Origin of the sequence: Acutalibacter sp. JLR.KK004 (assembly GCF_036941085.1) — a bacterium.
GTDB lineage: Bacteria > Bacillota > Clostridia > Oscillospirales > Acutalibacteraceae > Acutalibacter.
The window spans coordinates 198,880-216,179 of record NZ_JAYMNQ010000003.1 but is presented as its reverse complement, the minus strand read 5'-3'; the positions used below and the strand labels follow the sequence as shown (position 1 = coordinate 216,179).

The following is a 17,300-nucleotide window of genomic DNA, read 5'->3' as shown; positions in this document are numbered from 1 at the left end:
TATGTCCATGTTGAGCAAGTTCGAGGTCATCGAGATCGTGAAGCACGTCCCACCCATGTCCCTCATCATCGAGCCGACCAAGCTCCGGCAGACGCGGGGCATCGTGGAGGCGTTGGAGTACGCGCCGTTCGTCCACTACCTGCTGGACAGCGGCTCCAAGAAGCTGGCCATCCAGGTGACCACCGAGAAGGACCCGCAGAAGGTCGCCTTCTCCAAGGAGAAGGACGAGCAGGGCGCGTTGGCGGTGCTGTACCAGAACAGCAAGCTGGTGGAGACCATCCGGGCGGTCATGCCGGAGTGGGACCCCAGCAAGAAATACAAGGTCCCCGGCACCTACAGCAAGACGGACAAGGCCATCATCTTCGACTTGAAGAAGGGTGTGCCGTATGCCCGTGGGGAGCATAAGAAAAAGGGCGAGGCCACTGAGGAGTAAGCGAGGCAGGCCCGGATGAGAGGGGGCTGATAACGAAGAAAAGGGGGCGACCGCCAGCGTTGAACTGGTAGGTCGCCCCATTGCTGTGATTACACTTGTTAGTATCCCTTATTTGAGATAAGGCGCCTAATCATCGGGTTAGCTTGTCGGTCAGCCAAACGGTGATCTTCGGAGTCTGAGAGATAGGTCTTAATGTATGAATAAATCCCTTTGGTAATCTTGCAGGTTGAACCGCCGTTTTCGGTAATTCCGCCCTCGTTTAACGCCACATTGTTGCAACCACCAGCACAGAAAGGAAACACTTCACAGTTTTGGCATTTGTATCGCCGTTCGATTGCGCCCTCAAGAAGGCGGCGAAAACCATCGGATTGGAACGCATCGGATAATTTGTCGTAATCCCAAATGCTCCCCAGGCCAAACTCATCCGGAAAGTATCGATTACATGGAACAATGCTTCCATCATATCTTATGCCTAACCACTTGCCAAGACATGACGTATATTTACAAACACTCTTTTTCCCAAAAATGATGAATTTAAGGATTCTTTCAAAGTAGTCCACATGGACGTTGCATTTTGCATCTGCAATCCAGTAATCAAAGAATTCTTGTAGCCGCTGAATTGTATGTGATGCATCCAGAGCCAATTCAGAATCATTCACTGCTGTAGTGTGAACATAGGGGTTGATACTATAATTGGCGTTTAGACGTTTAAATAATTCATAACTTTCAATGAGAGTGTCCACATTTTTTCGGGACAAAACCATGATGAAACCGCAGGCTTTCCCGCGGCTCAGAAGTTTTTCCCGTCCAGCTAATATCCTTTCGGAGTCTCCTCTTAAATACTCATTGTTTATCCCATCAAATGAGCTCCCCACCCCGATATGGCTGCTACATAGAAAATCTGCCATATCATCGGTAAGAAGAGTCAAATTGCTCTGCATCCGATTTATTACATGAACACCAGGGTATGACGTTTGTAGCTGTAAGGCTTCTTCAAAAAAAGATTTACCCATGCAGAGAGGTTCTCCGCCATGCCAAATGATGAGCACATTTTGATAGCAGGCAAAAGTAATGTCATACAACCTACGTAGTGTCTCACCACTCATTCTTCCCTCTTTTTCGTGGAAACTACTATGGAAACAATAAACGCAATTCATGTTACAGCAATCCGTGGGCATTACCAAGAGATTAATTTTATTCTTCATTCCAGGGCCTCAGTAGTCATCGTGCGAATCCTCGTGCTTTGTATCGGTGTAATCATCGTAGTCATCATGGGTATCTTCGTGTTGAGTATCCGTATAGTCATCATGGTCTTCATGGTCGTCATACCAATCATCATCTGTGTGGGTATCACGGCAATACCAATCATCATCGTGATCATTACCTTCATCAGTATGGCGATTCCTGCAAGAATAGTCATCGTCATAATCGCTACCTCTATCTGTGTGATCATCATAACCGTAGGAAGATGAATACCCGGTTTGGCTCTCATACTCGGAAAACAGTTCATCGATGCTCATCAGCGCCCACCCCCAGTGAAGAGATATGGAATAATTCTACCATCCAGCGTTAATCAATCATATCACCGCACAAAGGTCATGTCAAGGCCAGTGCAACCACACAAATCCAGCCCTTATTGATTCAATTTCATGCCCAGAACCAAATACTGAAAAGGCTGACAGCAAAACGGGGGCGACCGCCAGCGTTGCACTGGAAGGTCGCCCCCGTCTTGGGTTGCTGGTGTCAGGTTATGTCCTTGGCCCGAAGCTCGGTGCCATCGAGCAGGAAGAAGTCGATGCTCCCGTCAGGGTGAACGAGGCAGCGTTCCAGCACCTTGTTCACGATGGCGGTGTCAAGCCCGGTCAGTGGCTCGGCATCGGCGGTGAGGTTAATGAGCTGCTCTGCGCGGTAGGCCAGGAGTGCGTTCTCATCGGCGCACTCGACTGTCCGCTCCCACTCCGGGAGGTACTTCTCCCTGTATGCCAGGAGATAGTTCCAGGCATCCACGAAGGCTTGATGTAAGGCCCGCTCCTCGATCTTCTCACAGCCGCAACCAGGCACTCCCTTCACCTCATAGTAACTGGAACACATCCAGACGATTTTCTTGGCGTTGAGGCGGGTCAGCGTCCGTCTGCGGAAAAGCCGACCACACTTTCCGCAGAACACCTTGGTGGAGAAGGGCTGCTCGTCCGTGTAGCGACCACTGGTTCGGAGCTGCCCAGCGTCCAGGTAAAGGCTCCGCCGCTCGATCTCCATCTGGACGATGTCCCACAAATCCTTGGGGATGATGGCCTCGTGGTTGTGCTTGACCCAAACCTGGTCAACCTCGCCATTATTCTTGACTGTCTTTTTACTGAGGTAGTCGGCGGTATAGGTCTTTTGGAGTAACGCATCGCCGGTGTACTTCTCATTGCGGAGGATGCCCATGATGGTGGACACACACCACTTCGGCTCTCCCATGACTCCGGGAACTCCCTCCTCCCGGAGCCGCCGAGCAATCACCCCAGGGCCGTTGCCGTCCATGAACTCAGCGTAGATGCGGCGAACAATAGCGGCCTGCTCCGGGTTTACCACCAGCCTCCCATCCTTGTCCTTGTCATAGCCGAGGAAGCGGTTGGTGTTGAGATGCAGCACCCCTTGGGTGAACAGGTAGCGGATACCCCAGGTGGTGTTCTCCGAGATGGAGCGGCTCTCGTCCTGGGCCAGCGAGGAGAGGATCGTGAAAAGCAACTCGCCGGAGCCGTCCAGGGTGTTGATTCCCTCCTTCTCAAACACCACCCCGATGCCCAGGTCTTTGAGCAGCCGTGTGTACTTTAGGCAATCCTGGGTGTTCCGGGCGAACCGGCTAATCGACTTCGTAATGACCATGTCAATTTTTCCGGCCTTGCAGTCGGCAATCATGCGGTGGAACTCCTCTCGGTGGCGGGTGTTCGTGCCGGTAATGCCACGGTCGGGGTAGATGTCCACCAGTTCATACTCCGGGTGCCGCCGAGCATAGTCGAGGAAATACTCCTTCTGGTTTTCAAAACTCAGGAGCTGATCCTCTTGCTCAGTGGAAACGCGGCAGTAGGCAGCAAGGCGGATTCTGTGCTGTCGGGTGGCGGCACGGTTGCGGGTTTCTGGCCTCGCAGGGATGTGAAGGACTTCTCTGGTTGGTGTGCTTACTCTTGGCATAAATCATCTTCCTTTCCATATTGGCACTCGCTGAATGCCTCGTATTCGTCTTTGGGGAGGGCGGTGAACCGATGCATCCCGAACTCGTCATCGTAGGGGATAACGGTCACTGGCTCATCGAACTCCCCCCAAGCTAACGTAACCTCCGCTGGGAGCCAGATGCCCTTGCAGGCCGCAGCCGACACCTTGATGTTGGTCTTGCAAGCCCAATACTCCCGGCGACCGTTGCTCCATTTGTGGATAAGCCTCTCGCCGCAGTAAGGGCAGAACAGTTTCCCGGTCATGGGGTAGTGGGTGCGGCAGGAGCGGGGTTGAGAAGGAGGGGGAGGTAGAGGGTTGTCCAGGTGTTCTCTCCGCTGGGCAAGGACGGCCTGGACTTCATCCCAGAGATCGGGAGGGACGATGGCATCGTGGTTGTGCTTGATGTACCACTGGTCTTGCTCCCCACGGTTCGGATGGCTGATGCGGCGGCTGTCTTTGACCGTTTTCTGCAAAACTAAATCGCCCTTGTACATCTCATTCCGAAGTACACGGGCGACACCAGTATCATCCCATTTCCCACCTTTGGGGGCCGGGATATTATTTTTGTTGAGATAGGCTTTGATTTTCGAGGCCCACACTCCCCTCGCAGCGAGGTCGAACATCAGCCTCACCACTTGGGCCTCGTCCTCTTTGACACAGAGGTTTCCCGCCCTGTCAGCGCAGAAGCCGTAGGTGCGCTCCGAAGCGGCTGTGCGAATCTGCTGGGCGAATTTGTGCCGGTACATCATCCTTGCGCCCTGGCTGGCACTCTCGCTCTCAGCCTGGGCGAAGGCCCCCTTGATGGTGAGCATCAACTCCCCGGAGGCGGAGAGGGTGTCGATATTCTGTAACTCGAAGAACACCGAGATACCCAGGGCCTTCAACTCGCGTGTGGCATCCAGCAGGGTGTAGGTGTTTCTGGCAAACCGAGAGATGCTCTTGACCAGCACCATGTCGAACTTCCCGCGCCGTGCATCTTGGAGCATCTGCTGAAAACCAGGGCGGTTTTCTTTATAGCCCGTTATCCCTTCGTCACTGTACACCCCAGCGAACTCCCAAGCAGGGTTATCGCTGATGAGCTGCTGGTAGTATGCGGTCTGGTTCACCAGTGAATCCTCCTGCTCCTCGGTAGCTGTGGACACGCGGGCGTAGGCACAAACTCGGAGCCGTTTGCCGGAATTTCGGTTTTTTCTGGGAATAATACGGATGCGCATGGGCCATCCTCCTTTCCTTTCGGGGTAGTCTATCTATCACTCTAAAGGGCCGATTAGTCAAGTAAAAGGTTGCGATTTTTTGAGTAATTCTCAAAGGCAAAAAAGGAAGGCCGGACTGATTTTGTCCGGCCCATTCTGGGGTTGAATGGTTAAAGCTGGTACTTTTTGATGATGTAGGCCATGTGCTGCTGTAACTCGAAAACTGCATTGTCTGGTAACTTCTGTGATGTCAGGGCTTTGGGAATCTCCAGTTTTGAGCGGCCCAGCTCATCCCGGACCAGTTGGATTTTGCCCTTTTCAAAGTTGATGTACTTGAGCGAATAGCCCTCGGTCAGCCATGCCTCCGCCATCATGTTGCAGTTCTGCCGTGGATACCACCAGTCCTTATTCTTCCTTGCGGATGCTGGCAGTGGTCTACCATCAATTTTTTCAATTTCCTTGAATGTCAGAGTTACCGAGGCAGCAGTACAGGCAGCAAAATACTGCTTCAGTTTAATATGCTTCCAGTTCTCCGGGATTTCCTTCTTTTGCCTCGTCCCCTTTGGCGGAGCCGCCTCGATTTCTCCCAGAGCTGCCATAACGTCATAGGGTGTCATGGCTCCAATATCCTCCATCGTCCTATAAACCTCAAAACTGCTCTGCTCACAGATTTTGTGGATATAAGCGGAGTTTTTTATCGATGGAGGCCGGGAGAGGTCTATCTGCACCACCGTGCGGGGTTGGTCTACCAAAATCGGGCGACCGCAGTAGAAACAGATGCCACCCTGCCGCTCCCACACGGCCCGATACTTCCCATTAACATTCCTGATATCGCTGGCATGGGTGCGGTGGTCAATGTAGTCCGTATCAAGGAATGGATTTGCATTTGTTTTGATTTTTGCGTGTTCCAGAAGCAGGGTGTCCGCCAGCCGGATGACACGGACGCTTTTATCTTCCGGCAAAGCATAGCAGTGGCGACCATCTGCCTCTTTGTACCAGTATCTGTCGATTACCTTTTTTTTCGCCAGCTTGGGGTGTTTAGCGAAAGCGGCCTCAAGCAGAGCGGCTTGCACGGCGGCATCGACCCGTTTGAATGCGTCTCGTGCATCGCTGTAACGATGGTAATTTGCCCAGCCACGCAGTTTTTGATTGACCAGAATGATAAGGTCACGCTGGGACTTCCGAAAGGTCTGAATCGTCTCTTTCAAGTTGGTGATGATCCTTTGGACGGCCCGCTCTGAAGGGTAAGAATAGATAAAGCCGTTCTTCTTGATGAACGTCTGCCCAAGGAAATCAAAGCCCTCGTCAACAGTGCGGATGTGTGTTTTCTCCTTGGAGAGTGTCAGGCCCCGTTCAGCAAGAAAGCTGGAGAGCAATTCGATGACCCTTTCCGCATCAGTACGGGTGCGTACCGTTATGAGGATATCATCCGCAAACCTAATCAGATTTCCGTTTGCAAAGTCATCTGGGTATTCTGTTCCAAACAGCCCGCGGTAGATGTATTTTTGCAGACCATCCAGCACATAATTCCCCAGATATGGGGATAGGTTGGCTCCCTCAGAGATACCTTCGCCCTCTGCTGGGAACAGCTCTCCGGCAAACACTATCCCAACGGAGAGCAGCTCCCGCAGCACCTTCTTGTCCATCGGAACATTTTCTAAGAGCCAAGAATGGTGAATATGCGAAAAGTATGCCTTGATGTCCCCGCAGACCACCACGCTCGGCGCATTGTTTCCTTTGAGGCTCTCCAGCACATAGGCTTGGGCATCTTGCGTTGAGCGGCCCGGACGGAAAGCAAAGGACTTCCTCTCTGCCTGGGCCTCTGCCACGGGGATGAAGGAGTATCCATAGAGGACATTAATGGCCCGGTCAAAGTAGGTCGGTATCCCGGACTTGCGCTCCTTGCCCGTGTTCTTCGATATGATGTTGATCTGGCGCAAAGGCTGTGCATGGTAGTCCTTTGAGGTCAGGCGCATTGCCGCCCTCATCATCTGGCCTGGGGTGCGCCATCGAACACCGTCCACCCCAGGGCCGGAGCCTGAGTTGGCAACGTGCCGGACAGCGAGGCACTTGATGTCCATGTCTCTGACGATGCGTTTTTGTATGTCGCCCACGGCTTTACTGTCCTTGCGAAAAGCCGCCTTTGTCAACTCCCCCTGCCAGCGTCTCAGCTTTTCCTCGGCAGCGGGCCAGTCGATATCGTCCCACAGTTTTCCCAACTGCTCATCTGTGAATTCAATGCCCATTATAGGTCAAGCTCCATCAGAATTGGGCAGTGGTCGGAGCCAAGAATGTCCGTCAGGTGTGCTACATCGACCAGCCGCGAGACAAGCCCATCTGAGAGGAAGAAGTAGTCGAGCCGCCAGCCGCGATTCTGCTCCCGTTTTTTCAGTCGGTTGCTCCACCAGGTGTAAGCCCCTTCCCTGTCAGGGTAAAGGTAACGAAAGGCATCGGTGAAACCGCTCTCCATCAGGGTTTCGAGGTTAGACCGCTCATCAGACGCATATCCCATCTGCGCCCAATACTGCCGAAGATTTTCTGGGTAAATGTCAATGTCCGACATAGCCACATTGAAGTCTCCACAGGCGACAACAGGCTTTTCCTCCGCCAGACTGCACACATACCCCCTGAACGCTTCATCCCATTCGGTGCGGAACTGGTGCCGTTGCAGATTCTTTTGCGAATTTGGTGCGTAGGCGTTCACAATAAATAGTTTAGGAAATTCCAGAGTGACCACTCGCCCTTCGCAGTCAAGGGCTTCCACGCCGAGACCCCTAATCTCACAGATTGGGGCTTTGCGGGTCATGGTGAGGGTACCAGAGTAGCCATCCCTCTCGCTGGGATTCCAGAAGTGCTGATACCCAGCCATGACCTGCGTTTGCTGCTTTGTTCTGATCTCCTGGCAACACACCACATCAGCTCCGAGAGCCTCGATAGCTTGAAATGAGTTGTGCTTCACACAGGACAACAGGCCGTTCAAATTCCAAGAAATGATTTTCATTTCAGACACCTCCGCGCCCATTATACTGATTTCTCACTTGGAACGCAAAGGGGCACCCCGCTGGCCTTGATGAGACCAGCGGGGTGTAGACACGACGGCTTAGATTTTCTGTGCGTAGTCGAGTGCAATCCAGCCTGCGCCGGACTTCAGCCTACCCCAACCCTTGGCAGAGCCAGGGCCGTTCTTGACCTCGGTGATGGTGAACACCCCGGCCCCGGTGAACTTCCCGGTCATGGCGGTGTCGGTGCCAGGGCCAGTGCGAATACGGAGGTCGGTGGCAGTGACCCTCACCTTGAAGGGAACGGCGGCAGGAGCCGGAGAAGCTCCGCCAGCGGTGGCGAGGATAGCCTTGAGGATGGTGACGATCTTCGCCCCGTATCCCGCGCCGGTGGCCCAGCCCTTGCCCTGGGGATTCTCTTTCTGGCCCAGCCACTCCACCACCTCGGCGCAGCCCCGCGCCACATACTTGAACCGGGGGTCGATGCACTCACCCTTCAGCGGCTCGGTGGAGGCGTAGGCTTTGAGGTGCTGCACCTGCGCACGGATGCCGAGCTGGGCCGTGGAGAAGGAATTACCCTTCAGCCCATTGGCGGTGACACCCATGCCGCAGAAGTTGTTCTGCTCCAGCGTGACGGCGGAGCCAGCGAAACCGAAGTTCCCGGTTTCCAGACAGGACTGCGCAAAAGCGATGTCGCCCCGCACACCCTCCGCTGCCCCCTCGGACAGATAGAGCGGCACCATGTCCAGAACGTTCTGGGCGACCTTCGGATTTTTGGCCTTGATGTAGGCTTTCATCTGCTCCGCAGTAGCCACCGCCGCACCCATGATCTTCGTGCCGGACACACCGCCGGGGGCAGCGGCCCCACCGCCCATTGCGGCCTTGACCGCCTTGCGGAAGGTGTCCATGGTGTAGGGCAGGCCGAGCTGCGTCCAGAGATGCTCCGGGTCACCGTGGTTGGAGGCGATGCCCCGCTTGCAGCCCTCCTTGTGGCTGACGATGACCCCATCCCCCAGCGGGTCGAGGGAGAACTTCCGGCTGAGCATGGCGAACAGCTCCACCGCCGCCTGATAGGTGCGCTTGGCAACGGCCTGGGCGGTGGCAAGGTCAGAGCAGGTGAAAGTGGCCCCACCCGTATACCTGATGCAGCCCGGTTCGCACATCTCCACCCCGATGTGGGTGTTGTTGCCGCTGGCCCCGCAATGCCAGCCTCGGTGGTTCCAGGGGAGGCACTGGTACACGGTGCCATCGTTGCCGTCAATGAAGCCGTGGACACAGGCCCGGTCGTAGCTGGCCTTGTTCCAGTTGCGGACGAACACCTGGGCGCTGGGCTGGGGACAGCCCACGGAGTGGAGCATCAGCCCCTTGACCGTGATCTTCCGGCCCGCGGTGTAGCAGGGATTTTTGGTGAGGATGGACTCGATCAGCTTCATTCCCCGTCACCGCCCTTCTCCGCCCGGTCGTGGAGCTGCTCCAGCACGTCCTTCAGCTTCTGGGGAACAGGCAGGCCCAGGTGGGCGGCGTTCTCCAGCAGGGACACACCCTCGTTGGACAGGTAGAAGAAGATGATGGCCGTCCGAAGCACCGAGCCTGTGCCGATGACCTGCACATCAAGGATGTTCGCCACTCCCACCAGGAAGAAGATCAGCACCTTCCGGCAGATGCCGCGAAAGCCGACCTCGCTGGACAGCTTTTGGTCGTTGATGGCGCACATGACTCCGGTGATGTAGTCCACCACTGTGAACACCACCAGGGCGATGAGCAGGCCGTCACAGCCGCCCAGAAAGTAGCCCAGCCAGCCGCCCACAGCGGTGAACACCATCTGGATCGTGTTCCAGAACTCTTTCATGGAAAATCCCTCCGTTTCAAAAATGTGTAATAAAAAAGGCCATCCGCCAAGCGGCGGACAACCCTTCATCCGTTATTCGGTTGTCTTGGCCTTGATGTAGGCCGGGATGCCGTCTTTGGTCAGCACGGGAAGCCACGCGCCCGCGCCGGTGAAATCCATCGTCCCATCGAACAGCAGCTTGCAGACCACGGGGACACCAGCGGTATTGAGCCCGCTGATATACAGCGCGTTCTCGCCGGGGAGATAGGTGATGCACCCATACTTCGCCACCAACCCCAGGAGGCCCATGGTGTCGATGTAGCCCCAGCCGCTTGTAGCCAGCTTGGAGCCGAACAGCAGCCCCGTCCCCACAAAGATGAACCACATGGACTGCTCCGCCACATAGCAGACGGAATCGGTGAACAGAACAGCCCTGGACGGGAGTTTGATGTTGATGTCTCTCCACTCCGGCAGCGTCCCGCCGTTGTACCTTCCATGCATCAGAGTGACCTTTCGGTCAACGAGGTCCACATTGTAGAGGTATTCGTTATTGGCCCCAGAGGGGAGCGTGATCATCTGGGGAGTGTAATTCTCAGCAATAAATCTTTTTAGATACTTACCCCGTGTGTCCTTTTCGATTGCCTCGTTCATGTCAGTGTAGCTTTCGTATGAGTAGTAGGGGTCACTCTCCGGGGTACCATAGAGTGACTGAGAGACAGAGGCGATGCTAAACCAGAACTTCATTCCATAAACGTTGTCATCTCGCACACCCAAATAACGGGAAGCATAGATGGCTTCGTTTTGATTTTTCGGAGAGAAACCGAATTTTGCCGCCAGCTTTGCTGAGTAGACATAGTTCATGTTGGTGCTGGCACCGCTGCAGTAGCCCTGCTGCTGTTGGGCGGTAGTGGCATATTCTCCTGCTTTCCATGTAATGTAGTAGAAATAGGTGTCGTTAATGGATAGGGACATCATTTTTGTGCCACCCACATCTACCACATAGGGGATCGTGAACTGGGTAGCGGTTTGAGTGACCGAACCGCTCCTATAAGTCGTAACCGCTGTCATTTCAATTGAGGACTCTGAACCAGAGAACGACACCAATTCAAATAGGAGAATCTTTGTCTGAGTACCGCCAATCTGTGTCAGGTACAGACAGCCACCGCAGATGGAGAGATAAACAGGGCTTGCGCTGGATAATGTTTCCGCACCAGAAACAGGGATGGTCTTGGCGGTGCCGGTGGGCGGAATACTGACCAGAAGGTGGGCATCCACCAGATAGGCCCAGATGGAGCCGTTGAACACACAGGTATTGGTGATGGCTCCGGCCTTTTCCGCTGTGTAGGCGGTGAGCAGGTCGGTGGCGGTCGGCTCTTTGTGGTTGAGCAGCGGGAGCAGTTCGGGGTAATCGTCCTCGCTCACAAAGCTGCCGTCACACTTCACCCAATCCGGGCCAGGGTCGGCGGCACTGTACTTGATGGTGCCGACCGGGGGCGGGAGATTCTCGGCCTTGTGGTTCAGCTCCTCCCGCAACTCCTGGAGGCCGTCCTCCAGACCGGCGATGCTGGTCTCGGTGTCGGTGAACAGGTCCTTCAGCACATCGATCTCGCCCACCACATCGCGGGCGGTGAACACGCAGGTGCCGTCCTGCACCGTGTCGCCCACCTGGGCGATGCCAGCGTACTCCACAGGCTCCGCGGCGGCGGTCATACCAGCAGTGGTGCAGTAGAGTGTTACCCAGCCAGGAGCTTTTTTGCAGGTCACGAAGTCGCCCTTGAAGTATTCGGTGGACCGCTGGAGGGAACTGGCCCCGCCGCTGCCGGAGGCCCCGGTGATCTTCTCGAAGGTCGGCACCAGGTTGGTGATGCCCGTCCGGGTCACACCGAAGGTCGCCAGTTCCAGGTCGTAGGCGGTGTTGTTGAAGTTCACGTCCTCGTCCCCGGTCAGGTCGGTCAGCACCGAGGCCGTTTCCGTCAGGAGCTGGATCGGCTCGTCCGCATTGGACAGGTCCATGTGGATGTAGAGCCGCCCTTGGAGGGTGCCGGAGCCGCTGTTGAGGATGACGCCAACCTCGCAGTCGTACACCTCGAAGAACCGCCCCTTGATCATGCCGAAGCCCTGGGACACATGGAGGACGTTGCCTCTGGCATAGGTCACGTTGCAGCCCTTGAAGATGCCGTTGGTGCCGATGACCGTCTGCTGGATGATGGCATCGTCCAGCGGGGTCACGCTGCCGCCGCGAAAGGTTTTCAAAACGATGTTATTGGCCATTGCCGCCCCTCCTTAGAATTTTAGTCAGGTCCAGCCGGACGGTGCCGAACACCAGCTTGGTGTTTTTCCCGCGCTCCCGCCCGGTGAGGATGCTACGATAGGCCACCCCGTCCGAGGTGATGTCCACCTCCTGCCCGAACTCTATCCGCTCCGGCTTCACCAGCCCATCGTCATTCGCCATGGTCAGCTCGATGAGGTTGGAGTAGGCCAGCCCGGAGAACTTGTCGTGGGCGGCGCGGATGGCGGCGGCATCGAAGGTGCTGCCCTCCTCGCTCTGCACCGCCTGCATCTCGCAGACCACAGGGGTGATGCGGTCCCGGTCGTAGGTGTCGTAGCCCAGGTCGGGGTGGAGGTAGTAGGTGCGGGTGGTGGCGTAGTCGGCGCTGTCGTACAGCACCAGTTTGTTTACATCGGCGCTGACCTGCTTGATGGTGACGCTTTTCTTGATGATATTCGGAAGGTCAGCCTCGATGGTGAGGATGCTTCCCCCGGCCCGGCCCACCGAGAGGTGTATCTCCCGGTTCTGGATGTCCAGCGCGGCCTTCACCAAAATGCCATACTTCTGCATGGCGGGGATGATGACCGAGTCCATGAGGTTGACGATGTTGTAGTGACCGCCGCTCTGGGCCGGGGTGATGCGGAGGCTCCAATCGGCAGTGGCGCTGGTATGGACTACGGACAGGCCGTGGATGTTCTGGAGCGTGTCCGGGTTGTCGATAAAGGTCTCACGCACCCGGTCGCAGATAAACTCCTCCAGCGTCCCCTGGCCCTGGGCATCCACGTCAAAGAGGATGGAGGTGTTCAGCAGCTCCACCAGGGGCTTGTAGGAGATGGTTTGGAGCCGCTTGGAACGGTCGGTGCCGTAGCCGATCTCGGTGACCACCCCGGCGTACTCCTCGCTGCCCCGGCTGATGCGGATGAAGTCCTGCTTCTGCACATTGGGCAAAGCCAGCACCGTGATGGTGTTCTCGTCCGAGGTAAGGTAGTCCTCTTTGTAGGTGACCTCGTTGACATTGGTGTTCCCGACCATGGTGAAGTCAGGCCGGAAAATCTCTACACTATACGGTCTCATACGAAATTTTCCCCTCCACCATCATTTTCACTGTGTTCAGCCCATCGTGGGAAACGGAAATGCGGTTGCTCCCATGTTTCAAATGGAAGAACCGCTCCGTGGTGAAATCACAGAGCTGATAGCGGTCGGCAACAATGTCATCCGCCGCTCCGCGCTCGGTAATGCTGTACGGAATGCCGGTGGCATCCACCACCAGCTTGTGGTCTGCCATGATGAGGCCCTCGTAGCGGCCCGTCTCGAACAGCTCATTGTCCACATAGTGCTTCCAGACCGGGTTGAGGCAGGGGCCGAAGATGGTGACCTTGCAGGGGCTGTCCTCGTAGCTGTCGCTTTCGATGACCAGGGTGTTCTGGGACACCTCCGCGTAGGAGTAGGTATAGGTGTACGGATACACCTTTCCGCCGATGGACAGCACCCCGCTCTGCCGGGTGACGCTCTTGTAGAACAGCCCGGTAGCGAGGAATGTCACATCGCAGATCAGACCGCCGCCGCCCTCCATCAGCTCCCCCTTGGAAAGCTCGGTCAGCCGGACAGGGACCCGGTAAATTTCATCGGTCTGGTAGATGAGGGTGAGCGGCACCGCCCGGACGAACCGGGAGAAATCACGGTAGGTCTGGTAGGCGGCGGCTCCGCCGAACAGGATGCGGCCCGACAGCTCCCCCTGGGAGAACAGCTCCTCCAGGGGGATGAAGTCGGTGCCGACCTGCTCGTATTGGGTGCCGTCCTTGAAGCCCAGGCCAGCGATGGCGTGAAAGAAGGAGGAGCGGCTGTTCAGGTCCCAGCCGTCCCCCACGCCATTGGTCAGTCTGAATTTTCGGATCATAGCAGATTCCTCCCCAGCGTTCTGTTCATGCCATCGGACAGTTCGCCCACCAGGGTGCCGGAGTCCAGCACGATCTGGCGGTTGGCCAGCCGGGGCAGGTATTTGGTGACCACCTCGTACATGGCGTCCAGCCGAGCGGACAGGTCGGAGCCATTGTCAGCAGCGGCAGTCTCGGTGTATCTCCCGCTGCCAGTCTTTAGAGCGTCTAAGCTGCCCGCCGCCACAGATACAGTTGGGGTGAAGGCCAGATCGTCCGCCACGCTGTCGATGGCGGCGCGGACGGCTCCCCGGCTCTGCTCAATGCCCCTGGCAAGTCCAGCCATGAAGTCGGGCATCCAGGACTCATAATCGGTGAGCGGCCCCTCGTCCGGGACGGAGAAGTGGAGGAAGGAGCGGATGGTGTCGCCCACGCTGCACACAGCGTCCTTGACCGCGCCGATGGCCCCCTTGATGCCGTTGACGATGCCCATGATAAGGTCGCGGCCCCAGCCCACGGCCTGTTTGCCCAGGCCGAGGATGTGGTCTTTGACGAAGTTGAAGCCGTTTTTTACCGCGTCCAGGACGTTCTTCATGGCGTTGGACACACCCTCCGCCAGCTTGGAGAACACCCCGGTGACGGCCTCCCGAATGGCGTTGACCACATTGGACACGGCCTCCTTCAGCGCGTTCCAGGCATTGACCACGGCCTCTTTCAAGCGGCCCATAATGCCGGAAACGGCCTCCTTGATGCCCTCCCAGACCGTGACCACTGTTTCCTTGATGGCATTGACCACCGTAGTGACAGCGGTTTTGATTGCCTCCCACGCTGCGGTGATAGCGGTTTTCACCGCCTCCATGACCGTCAGCACAGCGGTCTTTATTGCTTCCCATGCTGTGGTGATGGCGGTCTTGATGGCCTCCATGACCGTGGTGACCGCTGTCTTGATGGCCTCCCACGCTGTGCTCACGGCGGTCTTGATAGCATCCAGCGCCGTGGAGATGGCAGTCTTGATTGCCTCCCATGCAGTGGTGACAGCAGTTTTGAGCGCCTCCATCGCCGTGGTGACCACGCTCTTGATGGCCTCCCAAGCCCCGCACACCACCGATTTGATGGCTTCCAGCGCGGCGGTGAACACACCCTTGATGGCCTCCCAGATGCCGGAGAGGAACTCCTTGATCCCGTTCCATGCGGCCTGGGCCGTAGTGGAGATGGTTGTCCAAAGGGTGGACAGGAAGGTGGCGATGCCGTTCCAGATGGTCTGCGCCGCTGTGGAAATGGCTGTCCAGATGGTGGAGAGGAAAGTGCTGATACCGTTCCACACCGCCTCGGCGGTAGAGCGGATGCCCTCCCACAGCCCGGAGAAGAATGCGGAGATACCGCTCCAGATGGTCTGGGCGGTGGTCACGATGCCCGTCCACAGGCCGGAGAGAAAACTGCTGATGGCGTTCCAGACGGTTTCAGCTACAGAGCGGATGCCTTCCCACAGCCCGGAGAAGAACTCAGTGATACCGCCCCAGATGGTCTGGGCGGTGCTGACGATCCCTGTCCACAGACCGGAAAGAAACTCGCTGATGCCATTCCAAACCGCCTGGGCCGTGGAGGAAATAGCCTCCCACAACCCGGAGAAGAAGTCGCCGATGCCTCCCCAGATGGTCTGCGCCAAGTTGACGATGGCTTCCCAAGCCCCCTGGAAGAAGGAGGATAGTGCCTCCCATGCGGCGATGGCCGCACTCTTGATGGCCTCCCACAGCCCGATCCAGAACTCCCGGAAGCCCTCGCAGTTGTTCCAGAGGGCTACGAAGATGGCAATAAGGGCGGCAATGGCCGCGACCACCAGCCCGATGGGGTTTGCCGCCAGCAGCGTGAACAAGCCGGTAACTGCGGTCTTGACCACGGAGATGACCGGGCCGATCTTGGACACCACCGAGAGGATGGTGCCGACCGCCGAGATCACTTTGCCAATGACGATGAGGACTGGCCCCACCGCCGCAACGATCAGGCCGATGGTGACGATGGTCTGCTTGGTGCCTTCATCCAGGCTGTTCAGCCAATCCACGAAGGACTGGATGCCAGCCACAATGTTCTTGATGACTGGCATGAGCAGCTCCCCGATGGAGATGGCGAGGCCCTCCAGAGCCGACTTCAGAATGGTGAGCTGGCCTTGGAGGTTGTCCAGTTGCGTATCCGCCATCTGCTGGGCAGCTCCACCGCTCTCGGTGATGGACTGTTGGAGAGTGTCCCAGCTCTCGCCGGTGTTGGCGAGAAGGGCGTTGACTGCGGCGAGGTCGGTCTTGTTGAAGATGGTGGCGATGATGTTCGACTTTTCGGCGGCGGTCATGCCATCCATCGAGGTGTTGAGGTCGCCCAGCACATCGTTGAGGGAGCGCATATTTCCCTCGGAGTCGTATACATCCACGCCAAGCTGCTCCATGCAGGCAGCGGCCTTTTCTGTGGGGTTTTGCAGGGAGAGGATGACGTTGCGCAGATGTGTACCGCCTTCGGCCCCCTTGATGCCATTGTTGGCGAGGATGCCGAGGGCGGTGTTCAATTCGGCGGTGCCGCCCTTGACGGACTTCGCCGTAGCGCCGATGGTCAGGATGGCATCGCCAAGCTGGGCCACCGAGGTGTTTGTGGTGGACGAGGTCTTTGCCATCTGGTCCACCATGGTGGTGGCCTCGTCCGTCCCCATGCCCAGGGCAGACATGGCATCTGTCACCATGTCGGAGGCCGAGGCCAGGTCGATGCCGCCAGCCGCCGCCAGGTTGAGGACGGTAGGCAACGTGTCGCACATCTCCTGGGTGTCATAACCGGCGAGGGCGAGGTAGTTCAAAGCCTCGGCGCACTCGCTGGCGGAGAAGGCCGTCTCGCTGCCCATCTGCTTTGCCAGGGCGGAGAGGGTGTCCATGGTGTTGACGCTTTCGCCGTTGACCGTGGACATAGCGTCCTTGGTAATGCCCATGGTGGCCTGCACCTGGGACATGGAGGACTCGAAGTTGGCGGCGGTGGCAACAGCGGCAGTGCCGAGGCCCACCACGGGAGCGGTGACCGACTTGGTGAGCGTCTCACCCACCCCGGATACCTTATCGCCCACGGCTTGGAGCTTGTCGCCCACCTGCCCGATTTTTTGAAGAGCGACAGACGAATTTTCCGCCTGCCGCTCCAAATCCTTGAGTTTCTGTTCAGTTTCGATGATCTCCCGCTGGAGAGCGTCATACTGCGATTGGGTGATCTCCCCATTGGCAAGAGCGGAGTTGGCCTGTTCAGCGGCGGTCTTGAGGGTGGCCAGTTTCTCCTTGGTCTCGGAGACGGCCTCACCCAGCAGCCTGTGCTTCTGTGCCAGCAGCTCCGTATTGCCGGGGTCCAGCTTCAGCAGCTTATTCACATCCCGGAGGCTGCTCTGGGTAGTGGAGAGGGCCTTGTCCACATCCTTGAGGGCGGTGGTCAGTTTTGTGGTGTCGCCGCCTATCTCGACCGTGATGCCAGCGATCCGTCTTGCACCCACAAAA

At 57.0% G+C, this 17,300-nt stretch carries 13 protein-coding genes; 1 reads left to right on the top strand and 12 read right to left on the bottom strand.

Going from position 1 to position 17,300, the window contains the following annotated elements:
- Position 1: 1 nt before the first annotated feature.
- Entirely contained in the window at positions 2–433 is a 432-nt protein-coding gene (locus VSQ30_RS18830; RefSeq protein WP_334466480.1) for a hypothetical protein, read from the top strand.
- A gap of 98 nt (positions 434–531) precedes the next feature.
- Here the strand turns inward: VSQ30_RS18830 and VSQ30_RS18825 are convergent, their stop codons facing one another.
- The 12 genes from VSQ30_RS18825 to VSQ30_RS18770 form a co-directional block, all read right to left on the bottom strand.
- Positions 532–1,611, bottom strand: a complete 1,080-nt coding sequence (locus tag VSQ30_RS18825; protein WP_334467009.1) for a radical SAM/SPASM domain-containing protein — start codon at positions 1,609–1,611, stop codon at positions 532–534.
- 36 nt (positions 1,612–1,647) lie between these two features.
- Complete coding sequence (locus tag VSQ30_RS18820) at positions 1,648–1,953, bottom strand: hypothetical protein (RefSeq protein WP_334466478.1); 306 nt, start codon at positions 1,951–1,953, stop codon at positions 1,648–1,650.
- A 223-nt stretch (positions 1,954–2,176) separates the two neighbouring features.
- Positions 2,177–3,607, bottom strand: a complete 1,431-nt coding sequence (locus tag VSQ30_RS18815; protein ID WP_334466476.1) for a recombinase family protein — start codon at positions 3,605–3,607, stop codon at positions 2,177–2,179.
- Positions 3,595–4,842: a recombinase family protein gene (locus VSQ30_RS18810; RefSeq protein ID WP_334466474.1), complete on the bottom strand. Its 1,248-nt coding sequence runs from the start codon at positions 4,840–4,842 to the stop codon at positions 3,595–3,597. Before VSQ30_RS18810 ends, VSQ30_RS18815 begins: the two co-directional genes overlap by 13 nt.
- Positions 4,843–4,991: 149 nt before the next feature.
- Positions 4,992–7,067 carry a reverse transcriptase domain-containing protein gene (locus VSQ30_RS18805; RefSeq protein ID WP_334466473.1) on the bottom strand — a complete coding sequence of 692 codons (2,076 nt, stop codon included), beginning with the start codon at positions 7,065–7,067 and terminating at the stop codon, positions 4,992–4,994.
- Complete coding sequence (locus VSQ30_RS18800) at positions 7,067–7,822, bottom strand: exodeoxyribonuclease III (RefSeq protein WP_334466471.1); 756 nt, start codon at positions 7,820–7,822, stop codon at positions 7,067–7,069. Before VSQ30_RS18800 ends, VSQ30_RS18805 begins: the two co-directional genes overlap by 1 nt.
- A 99-nt stretch (positions 7,823–7,921) precedes the next feature.
- Positions 7,922–9,253 carry an N-acetylmuramoyl-L-alanine amidase gene (locus VSQ30_RS18795; RefSeq protein WP_334466469.1) on the bottom strand — a complete coding sequence of 444 codons (1,332 nt, stop codon included), beginning with the start codon at positions 9,251–9,253 and terminating at the stop codon, positions 7,922–7,924.
- Positions 9,250–9,669 carry a phage holin family protein gene (locus VSQ30_RS18790; RefSeq protein ID WP_334466467.1) on the bottom strand — a complete coding sequence of 140 codons (420 nt, stop codon included), beginning with the start codon at positions 9,667–9,669 and terminating at the stop codon, positions 9,250–9,252. The genes VSQ30_RS18795 and VSQ30_RS18790 overlap by 4 nt, the downstream gene beginning before the upstream one ends.
- A gap of 72 nt (positions 9,670–9,741) precedes the next feature.
- A complete protein-coding gene (locus VSQ30_RS18785; RefSeq protein ID WP_334466465.1) occupies positions 9,742–11,919 on the bottom strand; it encodes a hypothetical protein in 2,178 nt (725 codons plus the stop codon).
- Entirely contained in the window at positions 11,909–12,991 is a 1,083-nt protein-coding gene (locus VSQ30_RS18780; protein WP_334466463.1) for a hypothetical protein, read from the bottom strand. The genes VSQ30_RS18785 and VSQ30_RS18780 overlap by 11 nt, the downstream gene beginning before the upstream one ends.
- The gene (locus tag VSQ30_RS18775; RefSeq protein ID WP_334466461.1) at positions 12,978–13,814 is read right to left on the bottom strand and encodes a phage distal tail protein domain-containing protein; all 837 of its coding nucleotides are present in this window, start codon (positions 13,812–13,814) and stop codon (positions 12,978–12,980) included. Before VSQ30_RS18775 ends, VSQ30_RS18780 begins: the two co-directional genes overlap by 14 nt.
- Complete coding sequence (locus tag VSQ30_RS18770) at positions 13,811–17,296, bottom strand: phage tail tape measure protein (RefSeq protein WP_334466459.1); 3,486 nt, start codon at positions 17,294–17,296, stop codon at positions 13,811–13,813. The genes VSQ30_RS18775 and VSQ30_RS18770 overlap by 4 nt, the downstream gene beginning before the upstream one ends.
- Positions 17,297–17,300 lie beyond the last annotated feature (4 nt).

Coding starts and splice junctions, on each gene's coding strand:
- VSQ30_RS18830 (WP_334466480.1), top strand. CDS start 2: ATGTCCATGTTGAGCAAGTTCGAGGTCATCGAGATCGTGAAGCACGTC.
- VSQ30_RS18825 (WP_334467009.1), bottom strand. CDS start 1,611: ATGCCCACGGATTGCTGTAACATGAATTGCGTTTATTGTTTCCATAGT.
- VSQ30_RS18820 (WP_334466478.1), bottom strand. CDS start 1,953: ATGAGCATCGATGAACTGTTTTCCGAGTATGAGAGCCAAACCGGGTAT.
- VSQ30_RS18815 (WP_334466476.1), bottom strand. CDS start 3,607: ATGCCAAGAGTAAGCACACCAACCAGAGAAGTCCTTCACATCCCTGCG.
- VSQ30_RS18810 (WP_334466474.1), bottom strand. CDS start 4,842: ATGCGCATCCGTATTATTCCCAGAAAAAACCGAAATTCCGGCAAACGG.
- VSQ30_RS18805 (WP_334466473.1), bottom strand. CDS start 7,067: ATGGGCATTGAATTCACAGATGAGCAGTTGGGAAAACTGTGGGACGAT.
- VSQ30_RS18800 (WP_334466471.1), bottom strand. CDS start 7,822: ATGAAAATCATTTCTTGGAATTTGAACGGCCTGTTGTCCTGTGTGAAG.
- VSQ30_RS18795 (WP_334466469.1), bottom strand. CDS start 9,253: ATGAAGCTGATCGAGTCCATCCTCACCAAAAATCCCTGCTACACCGCG.
- VSQ30_RS18790 (WP_334466467.1), bottom strand. CDS start 9,669: ATGAAAGAGTTCTGGAACACGATCCAGATGGTGTTCACCGCTGTGGGC.
- VSQ30_RS18785 (WP_334466465.1), bottom strand. CDS start 11,919: ATGGCCAATAACATCGTTTTGAAAACCTTTCGCGGCGGCAGCGTGACC.
- VSQ30_RS18780 (WP_334466463.1), bottom strand. CDS start 12,991: ATGAGACCGTATAGTGTAGAGATTTTCCGGCCTGACTTCACCATGGTC.
- VSQ30_RS18775 (WP_334466461.1), bottom strand. CDS start 13,814: ATGATCCGAAAATTCAGACTGACCAATGGCGTGGGGGACGGCTGGGAC.